Genomic DNA, 22691 nt, shown 5'->3' with positions numbered 1-22691 from the left:
GTTATATATAATTTGACTTAGATATTAAAAATAAAGTTATTTTAGAATATTTTATCTCTTAAAAAAATTTTTAAAATTAAAATTTCATTTCATTCTTATTATTTTTATCTGAATCATTATATTTACAAAAATAATATTATTTTAATATAATATCACATATTTTATCTACAATTTCTAACTCTAAATCTGCATACAAAGGTAATGTTAGCACTCTATCTGCCATATATTTAGCCACAGGAGTATCTTTAGAACTGTATTTTTCTTTATAGCAATCAAAATCATTTATTAAAGGATAAAAATATTTTCTAGCAATTATATTTTCTTCTCCTAATTTCTTAAATATTTCATCTCTTGTGTATTTATAATTATCAAAAATCACTGGGAAATAAGCATAATTTTCTTTTATTCCTTCAGGAGTGTGAATAATTTTTATTCCCTCTACATTTTGTAATCTTTCTCTATATTTTTCTACAACTCTTTTTCTTTTTTCTATTTCTTTATCAACATGACGAAGATTACAAATTCCCATTGCTGCTTGAAATTCATTCATTTTTGCATTTCCACCAATGTATTCCACTGATTCTGGTCCTGTTATTCCAAAGTTTTTAATATCATATAGAACCTTATTTAATTTGCCATCTTTATAAGCTACTGCTCCACCCTCTATTGTGTTAAATACTTTTGTAGCATGAAAACTAAACATTGAAGCATCGCCAAAATTAGCTACTCCTATTTCATTTTTTTCTACTCCAAAAGCATGAGCTGCATCATAAATGACTTTTAAATTATGTCTCTTTGCTATCTTTTCTATTTTTTCAACATCACAAAGATTTCCATAAACATGAACAGGAATAATAGCACATGTTTTTTCTGTTATTAAACTTTCTATTTTATCTGCATCAATAGTAAAATTCTCTGGATTTATATCACAGAAAACGGGTATAAGGCCATTTCTTGATATTGCATGTGTTGTTGAAGCGAAAGTGAAAGGAGTTGTTATTACTTCGCTTCCTTTTTGAAAATTAAAAGCTGCTATTATGCATTCAAGAGCTAAATGTCCATTTGTAAAAAGTGTAATGTTTGGAGTTTTTAAATATTCTAATAAAGATTTTTCTAATTCTTTATGCTTTATTCCCATATTTGTAAGCCAATGTGTTTCCCATAATTCTTTTATTTCATTACAATATTCTTCAAAGTCAGGCATTGAAGAACGAGTTACTAATATTTGTTTATTCATTATATTTCCATCCTTATCTTTATTTATTATCATAAATAATTTTTTTGTAAAAATTCTTTTACTGCCCATCTCTCTCTAGCAATAGAATATTTATCTTTATCTTTCACGATTACTTTTGGAAAGTATTCTATGAATAACGGAGATAATGTCATCGTGTAGGACCCCATATTTAAAAATTCTATTTCATCATTTAAAAATAATTCTTTTTCATTTTTTAGACATAACAAAATATCATTTTCCATACAAGTATATCCTGCTATTATTTGATTCTTTATTATATTTCTTGCAGTTAAATCATTTTTAAATTTTATATTAAATTTTTTATCTCTCATCAAAGGATTAATATTATTGCAACTTCCATTAATAGTTAATATTCTATTTTCTTTTACATTTTTTATACTAATAACCTTACTAATAAAAGAAATTGGAGAAGCAACCAAAGATGCTCCAGGCTCTATTATTAAAGTTGTATCCTTTGAATATTTTTTTTCTAATATTTCTGTAATAACCTTTGCATACTCTAAAAATTGAGGTTTATCTTTTAAACCACCAAAAAATCCTCCACCTACATCTATATATTTAAAATTTAAATTTTTAAATTCTTCTTTTATTTTTATAGCCATTTCTGAAATATCTTTATATACATTTAAACTTCTAGTTTTAGTACTATTATGTAAATGTAATCCTGATATTTTTATATATTCCAATTTTTCTAATTCTTTTATAGCATTAAAAAATTCACCATTTTCATAATTAAAACCAAAACGACCACCCATTTGTCCCATTACTGTTTCACCAGGACACATACTTTCTAAATCAAAGTTTATTCTTATACCTATTTCCCACATCCTTTGATTTTTTGGTTTATTCTTCTTCAACCATTCTATTTCTGTAAAAGAATCTATATTTAATATACTATTTCCTTCTAAGGCTTCTATAAAAGTTTTTTCACTTTTAATTGGACCATTATAAATAATATTATTTAAAGAAAATCCTAATGCTTTTGCTAATTCAAATTCATCTTTAGAAACTACTTCCGCATAAGCTCCTTTTTCTTTAAAATAATTAATAATCCAAGGTAAAGAATTGGTTTTTACAGAATATCCTATAATCAGATTTTTCCATTTATTTTTAAATGCAACATACATATCTTCAAAATTTTTCTCTAATTTTTCTTTATCAATTAGAAAATATGGTGTTTCTATTTTTTCATTCATTTTTCTCCCTCATATTATTATAATTTTATTATTTTTATATCTTTTTGACCAATTACATTATATTGAATTTTTAAATCTTTATTATCGTCTAATTTTTCATTTTTTAGCCATTTTATAATAACCTCTGGTAAATTAGCACCTGCTAGATGGCTAAATGGATAACCTCCACCAAATCTTGCATTCATTTCTAATATATAAGGTTTTTCTTCTGATAAAAATAAATCAACATCTAAGTTTCCTATATGCTGCATTTTACTACTTATCTGTCTGCCTAGTTCTCTTAATTCTAAAGAATCTATCGTTTCTGCACAGTCAGTTTCTCCTGATCTCATTGCATTTTTTCTTTTAACAAAAGTAGTACAATAATTTTTTTCTAAATCATTTACTATATCCAAACCATATTCTTGCCCTTTAAGTTTTTCTTGAATTAAAATATTTTCTCCTATAGTTTGACTTGATTCATATTTCAAATAATTTTTTTGAATTTCTCTATCTATTTTTTTATAAAAAATATCTAATTCTTCTATATTCTCAGCTTCGTATATTGATATAGAGCCCATTCCCCAACGAGGTTTTAACATTAATGGAAAATTTATTTTCCCTTTTTCTAAAGCATTCTTAGCCTCGTTTAAATTAATATAAGTTTCTGGGACATTAAAATTATTTTCTCTTAAAAATAAAAATGTTTGCCATTTATCATTACATACTTTTATAACTTCTTCATCTGAAACAATTATTCTAATTCCTAACTTTTCAAATTCTTTTTTATGTTTTGATAAAACAAGTAAATCTATATCAAATAGTGAAATTATCGCTTTTATATTTTTTTCTAGGCAATATTTCTGCAAAAAATTTATGTACTCTTTATCATAAATAAGAGGAGTAACTACATATTCATCAGCATATTGAAATGCTGGAGAAAGATTGGAACTATTAGAAACATAAACTTTCCCTTCTTCTTTCAAAGCTTTTTTAAAATATTCAACTAAATAACTTCTTCTTCCAACTGATGTTAATAAAATATTCATAATTAAATCTCCTTTATATCATTAAAAATATCTATTAAAACTTGGAAGAAAAAATTTTTTTATTATTTAGTTCCTAAAAATTCTTTTTCCAATTTTAATAAATCTTTTTTTCTATCTTTTAATTTCTTTATTGGAGAACCTGCATAAATTCCCCAAGGTTCTGTTGATTTTAATACCAGACTATTAGCTCCTATAGAAGTTCCTTCTTCCAAAGTAACTCCTGGAAGTATTGTTGTTCCACTTCCTATTATTGAATGTTTTTTTATGATAACTTTTCCATATTCTAATTTTTTATATTTTTCAGGAATCATGGGATTAGTCATTGTTTCTCCTGAATAATCATCAGATATACTATATATACATACTCTTGAAGAAGTCGTTGTAAAATCTTCCATTACTATTCCACTTCCCCCAAAAAAAGCTCCAAAAGCTGCTATATGAATATGGTTTCCTATATTAATGTATCCCCCCCCCCGCACTCAAAATGCTGAAATCATCTACTCTTACATTATTTCCTATTGAAATATTTTCGGGAGAATAAATACTTGTTTTATCACTTATTAATACATTATTTCCTAAAAATTTAAAACCTATTTTTTCTAATTGTTCTCTTGAATAAAATCCCATAATCAAACCTTCCCTAAATTAAATTCTATATTTTTTCTTATTCAGACTTTCTTTTAAGTCATCAAATGGTTTAATCAAATTATATATAAATATTTTTAATTTATCATCTAATTTTAAGTTTCCTAAAACATCTTCTATTCTTTTATCTTCTTTTTGTATTTCTTTTAGAACTCTATTTCTTCTTCTTTCTAAGAAAAAATATTTTTTCAGCCCTGATAAATTATAATATTCAGCTATCCCTTTAAATACTTTGTATAATTCGTATTCTTTATATAAATCACTTCTAGACGAATAAGAAGTTGAATTTGTTATATATCTATATGCTCCTGTAAATTCGTTCAGTTTATAAAATTTTCCTTCTTTAATAAGAGCTGCAAACAAACTTAAATCTCCTATCATTTCACTGCTAGTTAATAATTTCTTTAAGTTATCTATATTTTTCTCATATTTAAAAATATTTTTACACATTATTGTTCCTGTTGGTATTTCCCCTCTGTTTGCCATTAAAGAATTAAAGTTTTCTATACACTCTCTCTTTACTAACTTTTGTCCTATTATTTGATTATTTTCATTTACCGTATACGAATCTGTGTAACACAGTACTGCATCATCATATTTTTGTAATATTTTTAATTGTTTATCTAATTTATCTTCGGTAACCCAATAATCATCTCCTTCTAAAATAGCTATATAATCTCCTAAACACTTCATTTTGATATCTAATTCATTCTTAGTAGCTCCCATATTTTGCTTTCTATTAAAAATTTTAACTCTCTCATCTTTTTCATATTTTTTTAGTATTTCTGCCGTTCTATCAGGAGATTTATCATTCCCTATTAAAAGTTCCAATTCAAAATCTCCTTTTTGCATCAAAACACTTTCAACAGCCTTTTCTATATATTTTTCATGATTATATGTTATCATTACAACACTTACTTTAATCATATTTCTATACCTTCTTTTTTTAATTGTTTTATTAATTCTTGCATAAAAACTTTGCTTCCTTCTTTACTCAAATGATCATAATCATCAAAATATTCTTTCTTATTAAAAATTTCATATTCATGGGAAAAATCAAAGTATCTTATCTTATATTTTTCAGATAATTTTAATATTATACCATAAAAATTTTTTTCTAATAGTTCTTTAGGAAAAAAAGAATTATAATATTCTGTAAATGGAGTTGTTATAAATATGACTTTTATTTTCTTTGCTTTACATTTTTCTAAAATATCTATAATCAAAGCAATATTATACTCTTTATTAATTGAGGTTTCTAATTTTTTAGCATGACCTTTTATTCTCTCTTCTTTTGACAGTTTTCTGCTTTTTAAATATCTTTTTTTTATTTTTTTCTTAATACTCCATATAATCGGTAAATATCTATATATGAAACATTCTAATTTTTCTTGTTTTTTAAATTTTTTTAATTTTAAAAATTTATAATACTTTATAAGATCTTCTTTTAACCATCTTTCTTTTCCTGCAAAACTAAAATAGCTTAGAGTTAAAAAACAAATTGCATTTTCTTCTATTCTATCATATATATGATCAAACACAATATTGTCATAATACAATGTTTGTGAAATATCTCCTAAATTTACACATTTCTTTTTTTCATCATAATCATATGCAAAATAAGCATGTGAACTTCCTAGATTAAAAATCTTTATTTTAATTGGAAAATGTTTTTTATACTTTCTTTTATTTACGATTATTATAATAAAATTCCATAAAAGTAATGATATTAGTAATAATATTAATATTTTTCCCACCATTTTTTCTCCATTCACAAAAATATATTTTATCTATACATCTTCTCATAATATTTTTGATAATCTCCACTTGTCACATCTTCCATCCATTCTTGATTATCTAAATACCATCTTATTGCTTTTTCTATTCCTATTACAAATGGTGTTTCTGGGTACCAGCCAAGTTCTTTTACTATTTTACTTGGGTCTATCGCATATCTTGCATCGTGTCCTAGTCTATCTTGAACATAAGTTATTAAATTATAATTTATATTTTCTAAATCTGTTTTTAAAATTTTTCTATATTCAGGTTCATTTGTCATTATTTTTGAAATTGTATCAATTATAAGTTTTACAATATTTATATTTGTTTCTTCGTTAAATCCACCAATATTATAGACTTCTCCTAATCTTCCTTTTTCAAGAACTGTATCTATTCCTTTACAGTGATCTTCTACATATAACCAATCTCTCACATTCATTCCATCTCCATATACTGGAAGATTTTTTCCATGTAAAACATTATTTATTATTAAAGGAATCAATTTTTCAGGAAATTGGTATGCTCCATAGTTGTTTGAACATCTAGTAATATTCACTGGCATATGGAATGTTTCTTGATATGCCATTACTAACATATCTGCACTTGCTTTTGATGTTGAATATGGAGATTTTGGAGATAGAGGTGTTGTTTCAGTAAAAAACTTATTTCCAAAAGTTTTTACTTCTCCCCTATTTTGTAAAAGAATATCTAAGTCTTTATCGTTAAAAGTAAGTTCTTTCCCCTCTGCTATATCTTTTTTAAGACTTCCATAAACTTCATCTGTTGAAACTTGCAAATATTTTTTATTTTCTTTATATACTGGATAACCTTTTTCATCTTTTCCAACAGTCCAGTATTTCTTTGCTGTATCTAAAAGAGTTTGAGTTCCAAGAATATTTGTTTCAAGAAATAGCTTTGGATTTTCAATACTTCTGTCAACATGAGATTCTGCTGCAAAGTTTACAACATAATCAACATCATATCTTGAAAAAATATTTTCAACTAATTCATTGTTGCAGATATCTCCTTTTACAAATTCTACTCTTTTATCTTTTAATTCGTTTTCTATATTTTTTAAATTTCCAGCATAAGTTAATTTATCAAGAACAACTACAAAAATATCATTATGTTTATTTAAAATATATTTTAAATAATTTGCTCCAATAAATCCTGCTGCTCCTGTTACTAAATATGTTTTCATAAAGATTTTCTCCTATTTCATTAATTCTGCTTCTTTTTCTCTTTCTTTTTCAATATAATACTCAACTATTTTTATATCAATATAATTATCAATATCTGTAGTATATTTTCTCTCCATTATATATCCAAGCTTTCCATCATTCAGACTTGTATTTAAATTAAATTCATCATCTATTTTTTGAATATATATTGCTCCATCTACTTTATAAAACTTTGGAAAATCTTGTCTTCTCATAGTACTGTTCATATGAAGTAAATTTTTCACACTTTCATCTTCATTTAAAGTTCTCATTAAAATTGGGTGTTCATCTACCTCTGAAATACTTACAAGACTTCTTTCGTTTTTATCTATAATTTTTTCTATAGCTTCATCAACATGCCATGATTTTCTAAGAGGAACTGTGTTTTGTAATATCATAACATAATCATATTCTTCTCCCATGGCTTTTAAAGTATTTACAGCATGAACTATGCAATCTATTGTTTTAGAAGTGTCTTCTGCTAATTCAGCAGGTCTTAAAAAAGGAACATCTCCCCCATTTTCTTCAGCTATTCTTTTAATAGTTAAATCTTCTGTAGAAACTATTACCCTATCAAGATATTTAGAATTTTTTCCGCAATCTATTGTATATTTAATAAGAGGATTTCCTCCAACTTCTATTATATTTTTTCTTGGTACTCCTTTACTTCCTCCTCTTGCTGGAATAATTGCTAAAATTCTTTTATTTTTATACATAGTTTCTCCTTTTTACTTTGTAATTTCTTCTAAAAATCTATCTATTCCATTTTCCCATGAAGGTATTTTCATATTTATTGTCTTTTCTAATTTGTTACTTGCAAGCTTTGTGTATTCTGCTCTCTCTGCTTTTAAATTAAAATCTTTTGTTTTAGCTCTCTTTAATTTTCCTTGCCAACCTATTTTATCTAAAACATATTTTGCTTGGTCATATTTACTCGCTTCTCCATCATTTGACAAATGATAAAGCCCATATTTTTTTGTTTTAATTAGTTCCCAGCTATAATATGCTAAGTCTTTTGAATATGTTGGTGATGAAATCTGGTCATCAACAATAGAAAGTTCATCTTTTGATCTACTCCAATTAATAACCTGCTTGTTAAAGTTATTATTAGCAATTCCAAATACCCAAGATGTTCTTACTACAAAACTATTTGGTTTTACTCTGAAAACTTCCTGTTCTCCCTCTAGTTTTGTTTTTCCATAAACTGATAATGGATTAGGAATGTCTTCTTCTGTATAAGGAAATTTCTTTTTCCCATCAAAAACAAAATCTGTTGAATAAGTTATATAATCTGCACCTATTTCATTTGCAATTATTGCTAAATCTCTTGAAGCATATGTATTTAATTTTCTACAAAGTTCAGGTTCATCTTCTGCTTTATCTACATTATTGTATGCAGCACAATTTATAATAAGAGAAATATTTTTATCTTTTATAAATCCTCTTACTTTTTCTATATCTGTAATATCTAAATCATTTACATCTGTTGCAATATACTCTTCTTTTATTTCGTCAAACATTCTCCTAAAATCATATCCAAGCTGACCATTTGCACCTGTTATTAGTATCATTTATTTTCCTCTAAAAATTTTTCAAAAGATAATTGTTTTTTATCTTTTTCAGATAAAATAAGATTTTTTCCATCTATACCGTATTCTTTAAATTTCCAATCTATATTAAGTGTCTTATCATTCCAAATTATCCCATCTTCATCTTCAGAATTATAGTAGTCTGTAGCTTTATATAAAACTTCCGTTTCATTTTCCAAAGTCAAAAAACCATGTGCAAAACCTTTAGGAATATATAACATATACTTATTTTCTTCAGATAATTCTACTCCAAGCCATTTCCCAAAAGTAGAATTTTCCTTTCTTAAATCTACAACCACATCATATATTTTCCCTTTAATAACTCTTATTAATTTTCCCTGTGGATAATTTTTTTGAAAATGGAGACCTCTTAAGACATTTTTTTGAGATTTAGAATGGTTGTCCTGTACAAACTCATCTGTTATTCCCAATTCAAAAAAATCTTTTTTATTGTAACTTTCATAGAAAAAACCTCTGCTATCATCATGAACAAATGGTTTTATTAAAAATACTCCTTCTATTCCTATTTCTATCTTCTCAAATTTAATCAACTTCATTCCTCATTTTTTAAATTTCTTCATTAGATAATTCCTCTAAATATTTTCCATATTCTGTTTTTAAAAGTGGTTTTGCTAATTCTTTTAATTGTTCCCTTGTAATCCATCCATTTTTATATGCTATTTCCTCTATACAAGCAACATAATTTCCTTGTCTTTCCTGTATAGTCTCAATAAAATTTGAAGCTTGTAATAAATTTTTATGTGTACCTGTATCAAGCCATGCAAAACCTCTTCCCAGAAGATTGACCTTAAGATTTTTTTCTTTAAGATACATTTTATTTAAATCTGTAATTTCTAATTCTCCTCTTTTACTTGGCTTTATTTTTTTAGCTTTTTCTACAACTGTATTATCATAAAAATATAATCCTGGCACAGCAAATTTTGATTTTGGTTTTTCTGGTTTTTCTTCCAAAGATAATACATTTAAATCTTCGTCAAATTCTACTACTCCATATTCTCTTGGATCTTTTACAAGATAACCAAATATTTCTGCTCCTTTTTCTATCTCTGTAGCTTTTTTTACTATTGGAGAAAATCCTTGTCCAAAGAAAATATTATCCCCAAGTACCAAAGCACAAGAATCATTACTAATAAACTCTTCTCCTATTAAAAATGCTTCTGCTAAACCATTTGGTCTTTCTTGCACTGCATATGATATTTTTAGTCCTATCTTATCTCCGTTACCAAATAGTTCTTTAAAACAGTTAATATCTCTTGGAGTAGAAATAATTAATATATCTCTTATTCCTGCCAACATTAAAACTGATAAAGGATAATATATCATTGGTTTATCATATATTGGTAATATTTGTTTTGACACACTTATTGTCAATGGATGAAGCCTTGTTCCACTTCCTCCTGCAAGTATTATTCCTTTCATATCTTTTCCTTTCTTTAAATTTTCCAATTTAATTCTTTTATAACTCTCTCTATTTCACTTTTACAAAATTCTTCAAATTCCTGAGTTTCATTAGAATGAGTATACATTTTTCTCAATAAAGTTATTAATTTTCTTTTATATTGCTTAGTTAAAATTATCTTTGTCTTATAAGCATCTAAATCTATTAGTGTTAATTCTCCTTTATTATTAATTAAAATTCCACCTAAATTATAATCTGTACAATAAATTCCATTTTTTGCAAGTTTTATATAAATATCAAAAAATTTTTTAAAAAGCTCAATATGTTCCATATAATTTTTAGAATACTTTGCCAATTCTTCTCCACCATATTCTGTAACAAGTATTGAAGCTCTTTTAAAAAAAGAGTATCTCTTTATTTTTGAATATACAGAATGAACATGTTGAATTCCTATTTTATCTAATTTTTTAGAAATATATTCATAATGTTTTGCTCTATCTCTTTGTAATCCAAAAGCTATAGCTTTTTCTCTTTTACCATAAGGTACATACTTTTTTATAAAATAAATTTTTCTATCTATTTCTTTTTTAAAAATAACTTTTCTATCTTTATAATTTTTAAAACATTCTTCACTATTTAATTTTTCCTTATTAAAATATTCTAAAAATACTTTTTCTTTATTCACTATTTTTCTCCCTAAATTATATAATTTCTCCTTTTTTTTCTCTATATATTTGATTTAAACTTATTCCAATTATAAAGAAAACATATGGTAACGCTATAACAGTAATAAACATTGTCTCTATATTTTCATATAATACTAAAGTTAAAAGAGTTAAAAGTCCAATTAAAAAATATTTATTTTTTTTATACCTTTTCCATAAATTTATAAGAATACTTCCTACAAATAAATAATAACTTATAAATCCTATTACTCCAGTTTCAGCTAATAATTTTAATGCCATATTATGTGGATGTCTATATTTTTCATTATATTTATAATCTCTAGTATCTTGTAATTTAACAAAGCCATCTAAACCAATCCCATTTAATTTATTTTTTTCAAATAATCTAAAAGCTTCTTTGTATACCTCTACTCTTGCTAAAGAACTTGAATCTTTTCCTAGATTTTCATACCTTTGAACATAATGTGAATTTGAAAAATAAATCCCACCTATAATAGAAAAAACTATAATTAAGCTTGAAACTATTCTTATTATTTTTTCTTTTCTTATTACTCCTAAAAATATTACTAAAATAAATAAAGTTAATGTCATTCCTCTAGACTGAACACTTAAAAGAACTACTCCAGAAAGTAATAATTCTAGTAATAAAAATAATTTATATTTTTTTTCATCATTTATACAAATAACATAATATAATACAATAGAAGTAACACCTAAAATTAAAGCTGATTGAGGTATACTATATTCTGATAAATATCTATAGTTCCACGGTAAAGAAGATTTAAAAAACTCCAACCATGAAAGCTCAGGATTTTTTAAATTTATCATTTCATCAATAATTCTGTAAGTATAACCTAATATTCCAAAAAAGGTTGAAAGAAACATGCATTTTATATCTTCTTTTTTTATTTTTAATTGTCCTAAAAGAGTTGGTAAAATAAGCCATCTAAGATGTCTTTTTATCATAACTATTCCACTGCTTGTAGTTGTGTTTTTAAATACTATACTAATTAATATTGCTACAACAAAAGCCAACATAAATTTTTCATAAAATGTAAATACAATTTTCTTATTTATATATATATTTCCTAAAACCAATACTAATAAAACAAAAACCATAAAATTATTTGCTAATTTTGGATCTAATATTAATACAGCAGGATATATTAAAAATAAAAATTTTTGAAACTTTTCCAATATACTATTCATAGTTCTACTTTCTCCTTATTGTTTATCATATTTTATATTGTTATGATATCTTTCTTTTTCTTTAAAATCTATATTCACTATACTTTTTTCAGGAATAAAATTCTCCCATTGTATATAACTTAAATCTATTAATGTATATGGTAAATCCTCTGTAATATATTTATTATCTAAGCTTTTTGATACTTGACTAATTTTATTAATATCCTTTTTATAGTTATCTGATATCCACAGCATAAAAGGAATTTCTACAATATATTTATTAATTCCATTTTGGCCATGTCCCATAAAATCTTTACTGTCATATATTTCTTCTCCATGATCTGAAAAATATAAAACATATGATTTTTTATTTTCTTTTTTTATTTTTGAAATTACTTCACTTACTATATAATCTACATATAAAATAGAATTATCATAATCATTTACTGCTTTAATCTTATTTTTTTGCCACTCATTAAAGTTATTATTCATATCAGTAAATTTTTTAAATTTTTCAGGAACTCTTTCTTTATATTGGATATGATTTCCCATTAAATGAATAACAATAAACTTTCTATCATTTTTTTCTTTTAAAATCTTATCAAATATTGGAAGCAGAGCTTCATCATATTTTTTAAATTTCCTTGAATCTAATGCTGAAATTTCTGTATATTCTATATAATCCGCTTTACTTGCAAGAGCTGCCACTACATTTCCTATTGATCCATAACTTTCCTGATTACTTATCCAATATGTCTTAAATCCTGCCTCTTTAAATAAATCCAATATACTTGGACTTTCATAAAATTTATAATTATTTTTACTATCCTTTAAAGTTAATACTTTCTGCAAAGATTCTCTTGTAGTACCATGTGGAGAAATTACATCATCAAAAACAAAAAGTTCATTTTTTTCTTTTAATTTTTTAAGATTAGGATTTGTTTCTCTAAAATATCCATAAAGAGATGAATGATACTTAGAACCAGATTCACCTATTATCATTACATATATACTCTCTTCTTTATTTAAATCCGTTAATTGATCTTTTAAATTAAAATTTTTTAATTCTTTTAAAGTCTCTTTATATTCTTTTGCATCATTTTGATATTTTACATAACTAGATTTTAAAGTTGCTAATACATATTTTCTTGTATAGTCATTTCCTTCTAAATTAAAAGAAAAAACAATTATAATTACAGATAATATTCCTACTATAAAAGATATCAGTTTATATTTTATTTTTGCTATAAATAAAATATAAATTAAATATGCTATTATTATTAGAAATTTCATATTAAAATAGTTTAAAAGAAACTCTTTACTTTCATTTATATTAGTTTCCAGCATTGTATAAAAAATATCTGAATTAATTTGTGTACCAAAATTTATATATGCAAATAAATCAAAAATATTTGCTGTTACATTGATAATTATTAAAGATGTCATCACAAATTTATATATCTTTTTAGGAGAAATAAATGACAACAAAATAAAAAATAAATACATAATTATACAAATTCTTATTCCTGCTTTTAAATTCTTTACAACTTCTATATTTCCTATATTTTTATATCCATTTATTATATATATTAAAATTGGAAATAGTTGTGACCATAAAAATACATAGCTATATTTTTGAATACTATTTATCTTATCTTTATCAAAAAAACTCACTTTTATAACTCCTCTAGTACTTTTTCTATTTGCTTAATAATAATTTTACTATCAAATCTCTGAATTGCTTCATTAATGTATTCTAAATATTGATTTCTTTTTTCTGAATTTTTATTTAAAAGATCATATATTTCATCAGCCATTGCTTTGTAATCTCCAATATTAACTAGGCTTCCATATTTTCCATTATTAAGTATTTCTTTAGGACCTGTAGGACAATTTGTAGATATTATTATTTTCTTTAAAATCAACGCTTCTATTAATACAGTTGGAAGACCTTCGTGTTTTGAACTATGAATTAAAAGTTTTGCATTTTTTATCCATGGATATGGGTTTTTCTTCATTCCAAGTAACAATATCTTACTCTCTAAATTCATTTTTTTTATTTCTTCCTCTATTTTTTTTCTATCAGGACCTTCTCCTAATAAATATAATTTTAAATCATTATTATTTAATAATATTTTTTGATAAGCCTTAAATAAAGTAAAAAAATCTTTCATTTTCAATTCTAAACGAGAAACCATTATAATATACTTATCTGTTAATAATTCTTTTTCTTCTTCAGATAATTCAAAAATATTTTCTGATAGTTTTCTTATTTTTTCTATATTAAATGGATTATATATCATTTCTAATTTATCTTCAATTTCTGGTATTTCTTTAATTACATTTTCTTTCATCTCGTTGCAAATACAGACTATTTTATCACAATTTTTAAATTGCTTTTTTAATTTATTTTTCCTTTCTTTATACCTATTTAGTTTTGTTATCTCTCCATGTAACCAACAAATTTGTTTTTTATTTTCCTCATTTTTTAATTCAATTAATTTCAAAAAATCTCCACTTTTAAAATCAATAACTATATCTCTATCTTTTGAAAATTCTAAGTAATTTTTTTTTATTAGATATTTCTCATATTTAAGCATAAAAGAATATAAAACTTTATAAAATACATTCTTTTTCTTAGATCTATAATATAAGCTTTTGTCTATTATAACTTGAGGTAACATATATTTATAATTTATTTCTTTTGGGATTTCATTTTCAAAAGTATTTTCATTTTCATACTGAAGGCCCAGTTTTATATCAAATTTCTTTTTATCAATTGCTTTTAAAATTTCTAAAATAACTCTTTCTACTCCACCAAGTCCTACTCCACTTGTATAAAATAAAATTTTCTTCATATGTATCATTCTCCACATAATTGTTTTTTTAATATTCCATCTTTATCGTATGAATTATTATAGCCATATTTACAATAATAATCTTTTTTATTGAAAATTTCTTTTTTCCTCATATAATAGTACTCTTCATTAGCACTTTGCTTTTTAGTTGGGTCAAAAGGATGATATAAATGCATTTGGATTAAGCTGGCTTTCATCTCTCTTCCTCTTATTCCATATACATATAATCTATTTCCAAAATCATCGTCTTCAAGTCCCCAACCTCTATACTTTTCATCATATCCATTTACAGCAATATAATTTTCTTTGTATAGAGCATAAGACATTCCTACTAATCTTATCCCTCTTTTATTAAGCTTTAATTTATTTAAAATACGCCTAAAAAAGTCTTTTCTCAAAATCCATCTTTCTATATCACTATATTGTTTAGGTAAATATTTTAACAATTCACTATAATTTTTTCCAAAATTTAAGTCCTCTAGTATTTTATTTTTTTCTTCTTGAGTAACTGAAATAGGTCTAGACATTAAAAAAATCTTTTTATTAATATTTTCCTTTATTACTTTTAAATAATCAGGTGGAAAAATTAAATCTTGATCGCAAAAAACAAGTATTTCACCTTCAGAATGTTTTACTCCATTGTTTAAAGCTCTTGTCTTTCTAAATCCCAAATCTGATTGTCTTACATACTTTACTTTAAATTTTATTTTAGGTATTAAATCTTTTATAAAATCCATTACATCCTGTGAAGAGCCGTCATCAGATATTATTAATTCATATGGCTGTATTTCTTGGTTTATTAGACAAATAATCAAACTTCTCAAATGCTCTAATCTATTATATACAGGTACTATAACACTTATTTTTTCCATTCTTTCTCCTAACTTTTTAATCTTCTAAAATTAATTTTTCATACTCTTTTATTACATTTTTTATATTGTATTTTCCTATTCTATCTTGTATTAAATCTGTATTAACTTCAGGATTTTCAGTACATTTTAATACTATTTCTTTTATTTCTTCATAATCACCTACATTATAAAGATATCCTATTTCTCCATTTTCTAAAATTTCTTTTGGACCAACTGGACAATTACTTGAAATCACTATTTTATTTAAGATTAGTCCTTCTACTAAAACTAGTCCAAATCCTTCGTATTTAGAACTATGAATCAGCATTTTTGCTTTTCTTATCCATGGGTATGGATTAGCTATATTTCCTAATAATATTACTCTATTTTCTTGGTTATAAAATTTTATTTTTTCTTCTATTTTTTTTCTAGCTGGACCTTCTCCTAAAATATAAAGTTTTGTTTTAAAATTTACTTTTTCTAATTCTTTCCATGCTTTTATTAAGGTTTCAAAATCTTTTGAACTTTCTGTTAATCTCATAACACTAACTATAAAATCTTCTTTAAAAAACTCTTCTTTATCTTTATCCACATTTTTTACGGATTCTGATATTATTTTTTCAAAAGAAAAAGGATTATATATTCTTAATATTTTTTTCTCTAAAAATGGATAAAGTTTTATTGTACTCTTTCTCATTTCATCACATATTGTTACTATTTTATCGTATTTTTTTAACCTTTCTCCTAATCTCTTTACTCTAGATTTTTTTTGATACCAATTTTCTATTGAAGAATGAACCCATGCTATTTTTTTATTACTTTCTATCAAATCAATATACTTAGAAAGTCCCATATCAAAATCTATAACCACATCATATTTATTATTTTTTACTATTGTTTTTAGATTTTTCTTTTTTAAATACCCTTCATAATTCATCATTAAATTATAAATTATTTTATAAAAAATATTTTTTCTTCTTTGTCTATAAAAATCTGTTTTTTTTATTACTTCTTCAGATTTTAAATAATATATTTTTATATCTTGTGGAATATCTTTTTCAAATATATTCAGGCTCCTTATGCCATCTTCTATTATCAAATCTATATCTATTTTTTTGCTATCTATATTTCTAAGGACCTCGGTTAAAACTCTTTCTATTCCTCCCATTCTAAGACTTCCATTATAAAATAAAACTTTTGTTTTTTTACTCATATTTTCCAACCTTTTTCTCTTAATTTTTTTTTCTTAGCTTTTATTTTTTCTATAAATTTTAGTTTTTTAAATTTTTTTATACCCAGTACAAAATAATACATTACATCTTTTTTATATGGATATTTCATTTCTTGATATGAATCCATTTTCATTGTAAGCATATCATAATGTGCCCTGTAGTTAAAAAATTTCATTTTTTTACCTTGAGTATCTATTATTCTTATTTTTTCATTTTCTATTAAAAAATTTCCAGGATTAAAATCTCCATGATAAATTTTAAAAGAATGAACTTTTTTCATTAAAGACACCATTTTATCTAAATAGTCTCTATCTATCCTACCATCTATATTTTCCATAATAAGAGCTGAATAAGTTATAAATCCATACTTTCTTTTATTGATTACAAGAAATGGTTTTACATATTCTTTTATTTTATAATTTTCTATTAATTCATTAAGATTGATAAGAGTTGTTAATGCTTCTCCCTTCTTAAACAATGTCATTAATTTCCTTTGCGGTATTATGTGCTCATTTTTATTTTCTTTTAAGACAAATCTTATATTATTAACACTAATAATTTCAACAAAATTTCTTTTTGTATTTTTTAAAATTTCACACTCTGTATATTCTTTATCTATAATTTTTTTCCCTATATTTGAAAACTTATCTTCTAAATAATATAATTTATATCCTTTATATTTTTCTGCTTTATATTTCATCTATTTTTTCCTTTAATTTTTCTATTTTTATTTTATTTATATCTATTTCTTCTCCATTTTTAACTTTTTCATCTACATATATTACTCTTGCTTGATCATAATTTGGACCCCATAAAATTGAATTTTTATCTTCTTTACCTATTTCTCTTCTATAAATACAAAGCATCTTTCTTTCAAATGTTGCTGCTATATGTACAATTGATGTATCTGGTGTTACTACCAAATTAGCTTTACTTATTAGTTCAACTACTTCTAAAATATTTTCTGTTTCAGGTATTATTATTTTATCGCCAAATCTTTTTTTTATTCTTTCTAATTCACTTAAATGATTTTTTGTTCCTATTAAAATTAATTTATCAAAATTTTTTTCTAAAATAATTTCTGAAATTTTTATCATATTTTCTAAATTAAAACTTCTATGTTTACTTGCTGCATATGGATTAAATACAACATATTTTTTATTCTTCAAATTTAATTTTTCTATCATATAATTTGTTGGAAATAAGTCATATTTTCTTACTATATTCTTTATTCCTAAAAATTTTAAAATTTCTAAATATAAATTTGAAATATGATAATGATAATCTATCGATTTTAAAGAGACTTCAAAAAGATTCCAATCTTTTTTATTTATTCCTATATTTATTTTTGCTTTACACATATTTATAAACATCATTTGATTTACTCTTAACATTTCAGAAAAGTCTATTAATAAATCATATTTTTCTAAAGCTATTTCCCTAGCAAGTTTTTTTACTTCACTTGTTTTTTTATTATATTCGTATATTTTATCTACATTTTTATTATTAGATATAATATCTTTAGCTCCCCCTCTTGTGACAACACCTATCTTTATTTCAGGATAACTTTTTTTTATTTCACGGAACATTATAGTATTTATTACCATATCTCCTATTTTCCCATCGTATCTTAAAAAAAGAATAGATTTTATATTATTATCTTCTATAAAATTATTATCTTCTATAATTTTTTCTTTATTTTTTCTATCCCAAATATTCTTTCCTATCTTTAAACGCTTTTCTCTCATATAGTCTTGAAATATTCTATTAATTTTCCTTATCATTCATTTGCTCCTGTAATTTTTTTCTTCTTAATATTATAACAAATATATCTTTTTTTTAATACTTTTCTTAAGAATTTTCTTTAAAATTTTTCTTGTAATTTATTTTTTATCTTTTTTTCATAATTCTTATTTAATTTATGCTATAATTAATATTATTTTTATAAATCATATTTATATAATAAGGAGAAATTTTATGAAAAAAGTAAAATTTATATATAATCCTTTTTCTGGAGAACGGGAAATTTTAAAATATCTTGATTATATTATAAATGCCTATCAAAGACATAATTTTATAATCGTTCCTTTCCGTATAAGCTATAATATTAATTTAGAAAATGCTTTTACAGATATTGATGATTCATACGATCATATTCTTGTATCTGGAGGAGATGGTACTGTAAATCAAGTTATCAATATAATAAAAAATAAAAATATTGATATTCCTGTTGCTGTTCTTCCAGCAGGAACAGCTAATGACTTCGCTCATGTAATAGGTATGCCTCATAGCATAAGACAGTCTGTTGATATGATTTTAAAAAGCTCTCCAAAATTTATTGATTTAGGAAAAGTAAATGATAAATATTTTATAAATATTTTCAGCTGTGGACTTTTTACAGATGTTTCGCAAAAAACTCCAACAAACCAAAAAAATACTTTTGGTAAACTTGCTTATTATTTTACAGGATTAAAAGAACTTCCTAATTTCAAAAAATTAAATCTTTCTGTTACTTCAGAACACGGAGATTTCTCTGGTTCTTCCATACTTTTCTTTGTTTTCAATGGAAGAACTGCAGGAGGATTTGAAATAGCTCACGATTCTCTAGTAGATGACGGTATGCTTGATGTAATTATTGTAGATGGAGAAAATATTTTAGAAAAGCTTACTTTTGTTTCACAGTTTATTTTAAAGAAAAATCTTGAATATCCAAAAGGAATTATACATTTTAAAACAGATAAATTAGAAATAAACATTGAAAATAATTATACAACTGATATTGATGGAGAACCTGGTCCTGTTTCTCCTTTAAAAATAACTTGTGAAAAAAAATCTTTAAAAATTTTAGGCTATCTATAATTATTAAGAGGGAGTTTAATTACTCCCTCTTACATTCTCTTCTATTTTTTTAAACACTTCTTTTCCATCATAAAATTCTGACATTCTACCTAATATTTCTGTTCTTTCAAAAAGTTGGCGTTTTAATCTTTTTATCAAAGATTTTTTTCTATATTTTGAAAAAAAATCCTTTCTATAATCTTCTAAATCTATAACATAGATTTCATTCTCTGAAACTATAAAATTTCCAAAATTAAAATCCCCAAAATAAATTCCTAATCCTATTATTTTAGAAACAATTTCTGTATACTTTTCTATCAGTATTTTTCCTTCAGCTTTATTTGAATCCATTAACTCTTCAAAAAGACTTCTTCCCTTAACTTCTCTTGTAGTAACACTATATTTATCATAAAATAAAATTTCTGCTGTCCTTATCCCTACTGTATTTAAAACATTTGTAATATAATTATAATTATCTCCTGGATATTTTCTAAATTTAAAAAAATATTTTATTCTTTTATTTAATTTTGGATAAAAATATTTAGTATATATTTTTTTATCCTCATCATAAACAACTTTTGTCCTTTTATGACTAACTATTACCTTTTCCATTTTACCACCATCATCTTAAAGTATTAACCCATTTTTAAACCCTAATATTTTATAACACATCTTTTTCATTTTTACAATAAAAAAAGAGTTGTTTTTTAAACAATCTCCTTTTCCATTCTTCTAAATATTCACTTTATAAATATCTTTGATTTCTGTTCCAAGAAATTTTTCAGCTTTTACTTTAAAACTCTCTTTATCTCCTGTCACATAAAATTCTATTCTTCCTTTATTTTTATCATTATTAAGAATATCTTCTTTTTTCAGAACCCTGAAAAGTTCTCTTGCACATTCTTCACTAGGATCAATTACCTTGCCTTCAAATCTTTTTTGTATATCTTCAATTATAAATGGGTAATGTGTACATGCTAAAAGAAGAGCCTCTGAACTTTTAGGAATATGTGACATATATTCACCTAAAACTTCATATCTTTTTCCAAATTTTTCCCATCCCTCTTCTATCATTGGGCATAATTCTTCACAAGCAACTGTATTTATTTTCATTTTTTTATTTTTTTTCTTTATTTTTTTTAAATGTTCACCACTCTCTATTGTAAAAGGAGTTCCAAGAACAGATATTTCATCATATCCATTTGAAGAAACTGCTTCAACTCCAGCATCTATTATTCCTACAACAGGTATGCTGCATTGTGTTTTAAGCATTTCCAAAGTAGCTATTGTTGCTGTATTACATGCAATAACAATAGCCTTACAATTATTTAAAATTAAAAATTCAACTATTCTTCTGCTTAAATTTTGAATTTCTTCCTTTGTTCTTCCTCCATAAGGAACATTCTTAGTATCTCCAAAATACATTATATTTTCATTTGGAAGTAATTTTATTATTTTTTTTAAAACACTGACTCCTCCTATACCTGAGTCAAATATACCTATATTACACCTTCTATCCATACTGTATCACCATTTTTATTTATTTTGTTTTTAACACCTCAATAAAGAATGTTATTATAGGAGCATTGACAAAGTCTATAAACATAGCCCCTACTATAGGTACAACGAAAAATGCTTTAGGAGAATATCCATTAGCTTTTGTAAAAGTTTCCATATTTGCTATTGCATTAGGACTTGCTCCCATTCCAAATCCACAATGACCAGTTGCTATAACTGCAGCATCATAATCTTTTCCCATAATTCTAAATGTTACAAAATAAGCATAAAGAGCCATTATTGCTGTCTGAACTAAAAGTATAGAAATAAGAGGCACTGCAAGATTTGCAAGTTCCCAAAGCTGCATAGTCATAAGTGCTATTCCAAGGAAAAGCTGAAGTGATATAGAACCTATTATATTTATGCAATGAAGAGGAAGTGATTTTCCTTTTTTATCCATAAAATTTCTTATAACTGAAGCAACTATCATAGGACCAAGATAAGCAGGAAAAACCATTCCAAGCTTCTTAAATCCAAGAATAATGAAACTTCCGATACCCATACTAATTATTATATACATTAATGCATTAAATAACAAGTTCTCATCTATATTTTTTTCATCTTTTGTAAGTTTTCCCTCAACAATTTCTGTATTTTCCCCTTCAGAAGTAGCTTTTAAGTTATTTTTATTCATAAGTCTTTTAGCAATAGGACCTCCTATCATACATCCTGCAACGAGACCAAATGTTGCTGCTGCAACTGAAACAGATATACCTGCTTCTGCTCCAGCCTTAACAAGTTCTGGGCCAAAAGCTGCTGCTGTTCCATGTCCTCCTGTAAGAGCGATTGAACCTGCTGCAAGTCCTAAAAGTTTATTTATTCCAAGAACTCCACATAAAGTTATTCCCACAACATTTTGAAAAATGATAAGAATAATTGAAACTACAAGGAATACCATTACTTGAAGGCCACCTTTTAAAAGCATTTTTATACTTGCTGCAAATCCTATTGTAGTAAAAAATGCAAGCATTAAAAGAGATTTAAGCTGACTGTCAAATGAAAGCTGAAATAGATTATATTCATAACCTATAAGTGTAAAAACAGAAAAGATAAGTCCTCCTACAACAGGGGCTGGAATAAAAAATCTCTTCAAAACTGCCACTTTTTCTTTAATCCATCTTCCTAAAAGAAGAAGGACAACTGCTGTTGCAAGAGTTTCAGGCATTCCAAAAGTATATTTAAAAATTTCAGTATTCATAATTTCATATTCTCCTTTGTAAAATATTTTAGTAAAAACAATAATCTTTTAAATAATTTATTATTTATATATTTTTATATTTTTTTATAAATTATTTCAATTACTCAGCCATTATATAATACTAAAAAAAAAAGTTCAAGCACTTTTT

The 22691-nt window shown here is 24.5% G+C and carries 24 protein-coding genes; 1 reads left to right on the top strand and 23 read right to left on the bottom strand.

The genetic code is table 11. The features are described from left to right. Window positions 1–136 precede the first annotated feature (136 nt). The 20 genes from I6E17_RS04900 to I6E17_RS04805 form a co-directional block, all read right to left on the bottom strand. A complete protein-coding gene (locus I6E17_RS04900; protein WP_235235934.1) occupies window positions 137–1237 on the bottom strand; it encodes a DegT/DnrJ/EryC1/StrS family aminotransferase in 1101 nt (366 codons plus the stop codon). A 29-nt stretch (window positions 1238–1266) separates the two neighbouring features. Then, window positions 1267–2454, bottom strand: a complete 1188-nt coding sequence (locus I6E17_RS04895) for a hypothetical protein (RefSeq protein WP_235235932.1) — start codon at window positions 2452–2454, stop codon at window positions 1267–1269. A 17-nt stretch (window positions 2455–2471) separates the two neighbouring features. After that, a complete protein-coding gene (locus I6E17_RS04890; protein WP_235235930.1) occupies window positions 2472–3482 on the bottom strand; it encodes an ATP-grasp domain-containing protein in 1011 nt (336 codons plus the stop codon). A 62-nt stretch (window positions 3483–3544) separates the two neighbouring features. Continuing rightward, complete coding sequence (locus I6E17_RS04885) at window positions 3545–3877, bottom strand: acyltransferase (protein WP_235235927.1); 333 nt, start codon at window positions 3875–3877, stop codon at window positions 3545–3547. A 61-nt stretch (window positions 3878–3938) separates the two neighbouring features. Next, on the bottom strand, window positions 3939–4109 hold the full coding sequence (locus I6E17_RS04880; RefSeq protein ID WP_235235925.1) for a hypothetical protein: 171 nt from the start codon (window positions 4107–4109) through the stop codon (window positions 3939–3941). 18 nt (window positions 4110–4127) lie between these two features. Next, a complete protein-coding gene (locus tag I6E17_RS04875) occupies window positions 4128–5054 on the bottom strand; it encodes a glycosyltransferase (protein WP_235235923.1) in 927 nt (308 codons plus the stop codon). Continuing rightward, window positions 5051–5884 carry a D-alanyl-lipoteichoic acid biosynthesis protein DltD gene (locus I6E17_RS04870; protein ID WP_235235922.1) on the bottom strand — a complete coding sequence of 278 codons (834 nt, stop codon included), beginning with the start codon at window positions 5882–5884 and terminating at the stop codon, window positions 5051–5053. The genes I6E17_RS04875 and I6E17_RS04870 overlap by 4 nt, the downstream gene beginning before the upstream one ends. A 29-nt stretch (window positions 5885–5913) precedes the next feature. Beyond that, window positions 5914–7107, bottom strand: coding sequence for a dTDP-glucose 4,6-dehydratase (locus I6E17_RS04865; RefSeq protein ID WP_235235921.1), 1194 nt, complete (start codon window positions 7105–7107; stop codon window positions 5914–5916). A 12-nt stretch (window positions 7108–7119) separates the two neighbouring features. Then, entirely contained in the window at window positions 7120–7842 is a 723-nt protein-coding gene (locus I6E17_RS04860) for a cytidylyltransferase domain-containing protein (RefSeq protein ID WP_235235920.1), read from the bottom strand. 12 nt (window positions 7843–7854) lie between these two features. Continuing rightward, the gene (gene rfbD, locus I6E17_RS04855; protein WP_235235919.1) at window positions 7855–8697 is read right to left on the bottom strand and encodes a dTDP-4-dehydrorhamnose reductase; all 843 of its coding nucleotides are present in this window, start codon (window positions 8695–8697) and stop codon (window positions 7855–7857) included. Then, complete coding sequence (gene rfbC, locus I6E17_RS04850; protein ID WP_328225683.1) at window positions 8694–9266, bottom strand: dTDP-4-dehydrorhamnose 3,5-epimerase; 573 nt, start codon at window positions 9264–9266, stop codon at window positions 8694–8696. Before rfbC ends, rfbD begins: the two co-directional genes overlap by 4 nt. A gap of 16 nt (window positions 9267–9282) precedes the next feature. Continuing rightward, window positions 9283–10155 carry a glucose-1-phosphate thymidylyltransferase RfbA gene (rfbA, locus tag I6E17_RS04845; protein ID WP_235235917.1) on the bottom strand — a complete coding sequence of 291 codons (873 nt, stop codon included), beginning with the start codon at window positions 10153–10155 and terminating at the stop codon, window positions 9283–9285. A gap of 14 nt (window positions 10156–10169) precedes the next feature. Beyond that, a complete protein-coding gene (locus I6E17_RS09995) occupies window positions 10170–10820 on the bottom strand; it encodes a lipopolysaccharide kinase InaA family protein (protein ID WP_235235915.1) in 651 nt (216 codons plus the stop codon). Window positions 10821–10836: 16 nt separating this feature from the next. Then, entirely contained in the window at window positions 10837–12030 is a 1194-nt protein-coding gene (locus I6E17_RS04835) for an O-antigen ligase family protein (protein WP_235235913.1), read from the bottom strand. A 15-nt stretch (window positions 12031–12045) separates the two neighbouring features. Further along, the gene (locus I6E17_RS09990; protein WP_235235911.1) at window positions 12046–13683 is read right to left on the bottom strand and encodes a phosphoethanolamine transferase; all 1638 of its coding nucleotides are present in this window, start codon (window positions 13681–13683) and stop codon (window positions 12046–12048) included. 2 nt (window positions 13684–13685) lie between these two features. Then, on the bottom strand, window positions 13686–14867 hold the full coding sequence (locus I6E17_RS04825; protein ID WP_235235910.1) for a glycosyltransferase: 1182 nt from the start codon (window positions 14865–14867) through the stop codon (window positions 13686–13688). Window positions 14868–14872: 5 nt separating this feature from the next. Beyond that, window positions 14873–15739 (bottom strand): glycosyltransferase, encoded by an 867-nt coding sequence (locus tag I6E17_RS04820; RefSeq protein ID WP_235235908.1) that lies wholly within the window; start codon window positions 15737–15739, stop codon window positions 14873–14875. A 16-nt stretch (window positions 15740–15755) separates the two neighbouring features. Continuing rightward, window positions 15756–16931 carry a glycosyltransferase gene (locus I6E17_RS04815; protein WP_235235906.1) on the bottom strand — a complete coding sequence of 392 codons (1176 nt, stop codon included), beginning with the start codon at window positions 16929–16931 and terminating at the stop codon, window positions 15756–15758. Further along, the gene (locus I6E17_RS04810) at window positions 16928–17650 is read right to left on the bottom strand and encodes a lipopolysaccharide core heptose(II) kinase RfaY (RefSeq protein ID WP_235235904.1); all 723 of its coding nucleotides are present in this window, start codon (window positions 17648–17650) and stop codon (window positions 16928–16930) included. Before I6E17_RS04810 ends, I6E17_RS04815 begins: the two co-directional genes overlap by 4 nt. Then, a complete protein-coding gene (locus tag I6E17_RS04805) occupies window positions 17640–18734 on the bottom strand; it encodes a glycosyltransferase family 9 protein (RefSeq protein ID WP_235235902.1) in 1095 nt (364 codons plus the stop codon). The genes I6E17_RS04810 and I6E17_RS04805 overlap by 11 nt, the downstream gene beginning before the upstream one ends. Window positions 18735–18927: 193 nt before the next feature. On the opposite strand from I6E17_RS04805, the gene I6E17_RS04800 reads away from it, so the two are divergent. Then, a complete protein-coding gene (locus I6E17_RS04800) occupies window positions 18928–19809 on the top strand; it encodes a YegS/Rv2252/BmrU family lipid kinase (RefSeq protein WP_235235900.1) in 882 nt (293 codons plus the stop codon). 15 nt (window positions 19810–19824) lie between these two features. Here I6E17_RS04800 and I6E17_RS04795 read toward each other — a convergent pair whose 3' ends face one another. The 3 genes from I6E17_RS04795 to gltS all read right to left on the bottom strand — a co-directional run bounded on the left by I6E17_RS04795 (window position 19825) and on the right by gltS (window position 22531). After that, window positions 19825–20400, bottom strand: coding sequence for a hypothetical protein (locus I6E17_RS04795; protein ID WP_235235898.1), 576 nt, complete (start codon window positions 20398–20400; stop codon window positions 19825–19827). Between the two features lie 120 nt (window positions 20401–20520). Then, the gene (gene murI / locus I6E17_RS04790; protein WP_235235896.1) at window positions 20521–21309 is read right to left on the bottom strand and encodes a glutamate racemase; all 789 of its coding nucleotides are present in this window, start codon (window positions 21307–21309) and stop codon (window positions 20521–20523) included. A 19-nt stretch (window positions 21310–21328) separates the two neighbouring features. Next, on the bottom strand, window positions 21329–22531 hold the full coding sequence (gene gltS / locus I6E17_RS04785) for a sodium/glutamate symporter (RefSeq protein WP_235236011.1): 1203 nt from the start codon (window positions 22529–22531) through the stop codon (window positions 21329–21331). Between the last annotated feature and the right edge of the window lie 160 nt (window positions 22532–22691).

This window comes from Fusobacterium perfoetens, from assembly GCF_021531595.1.
Lineage (GTDB): Bacteria > Fusobacteriota > Fusobacteriia > Fusobacteriales > Fusobacteriaceae > Fusobacterium_B.
This window is presented reverse-complemented; position numbering and strand designations above follow the sequence as displayed.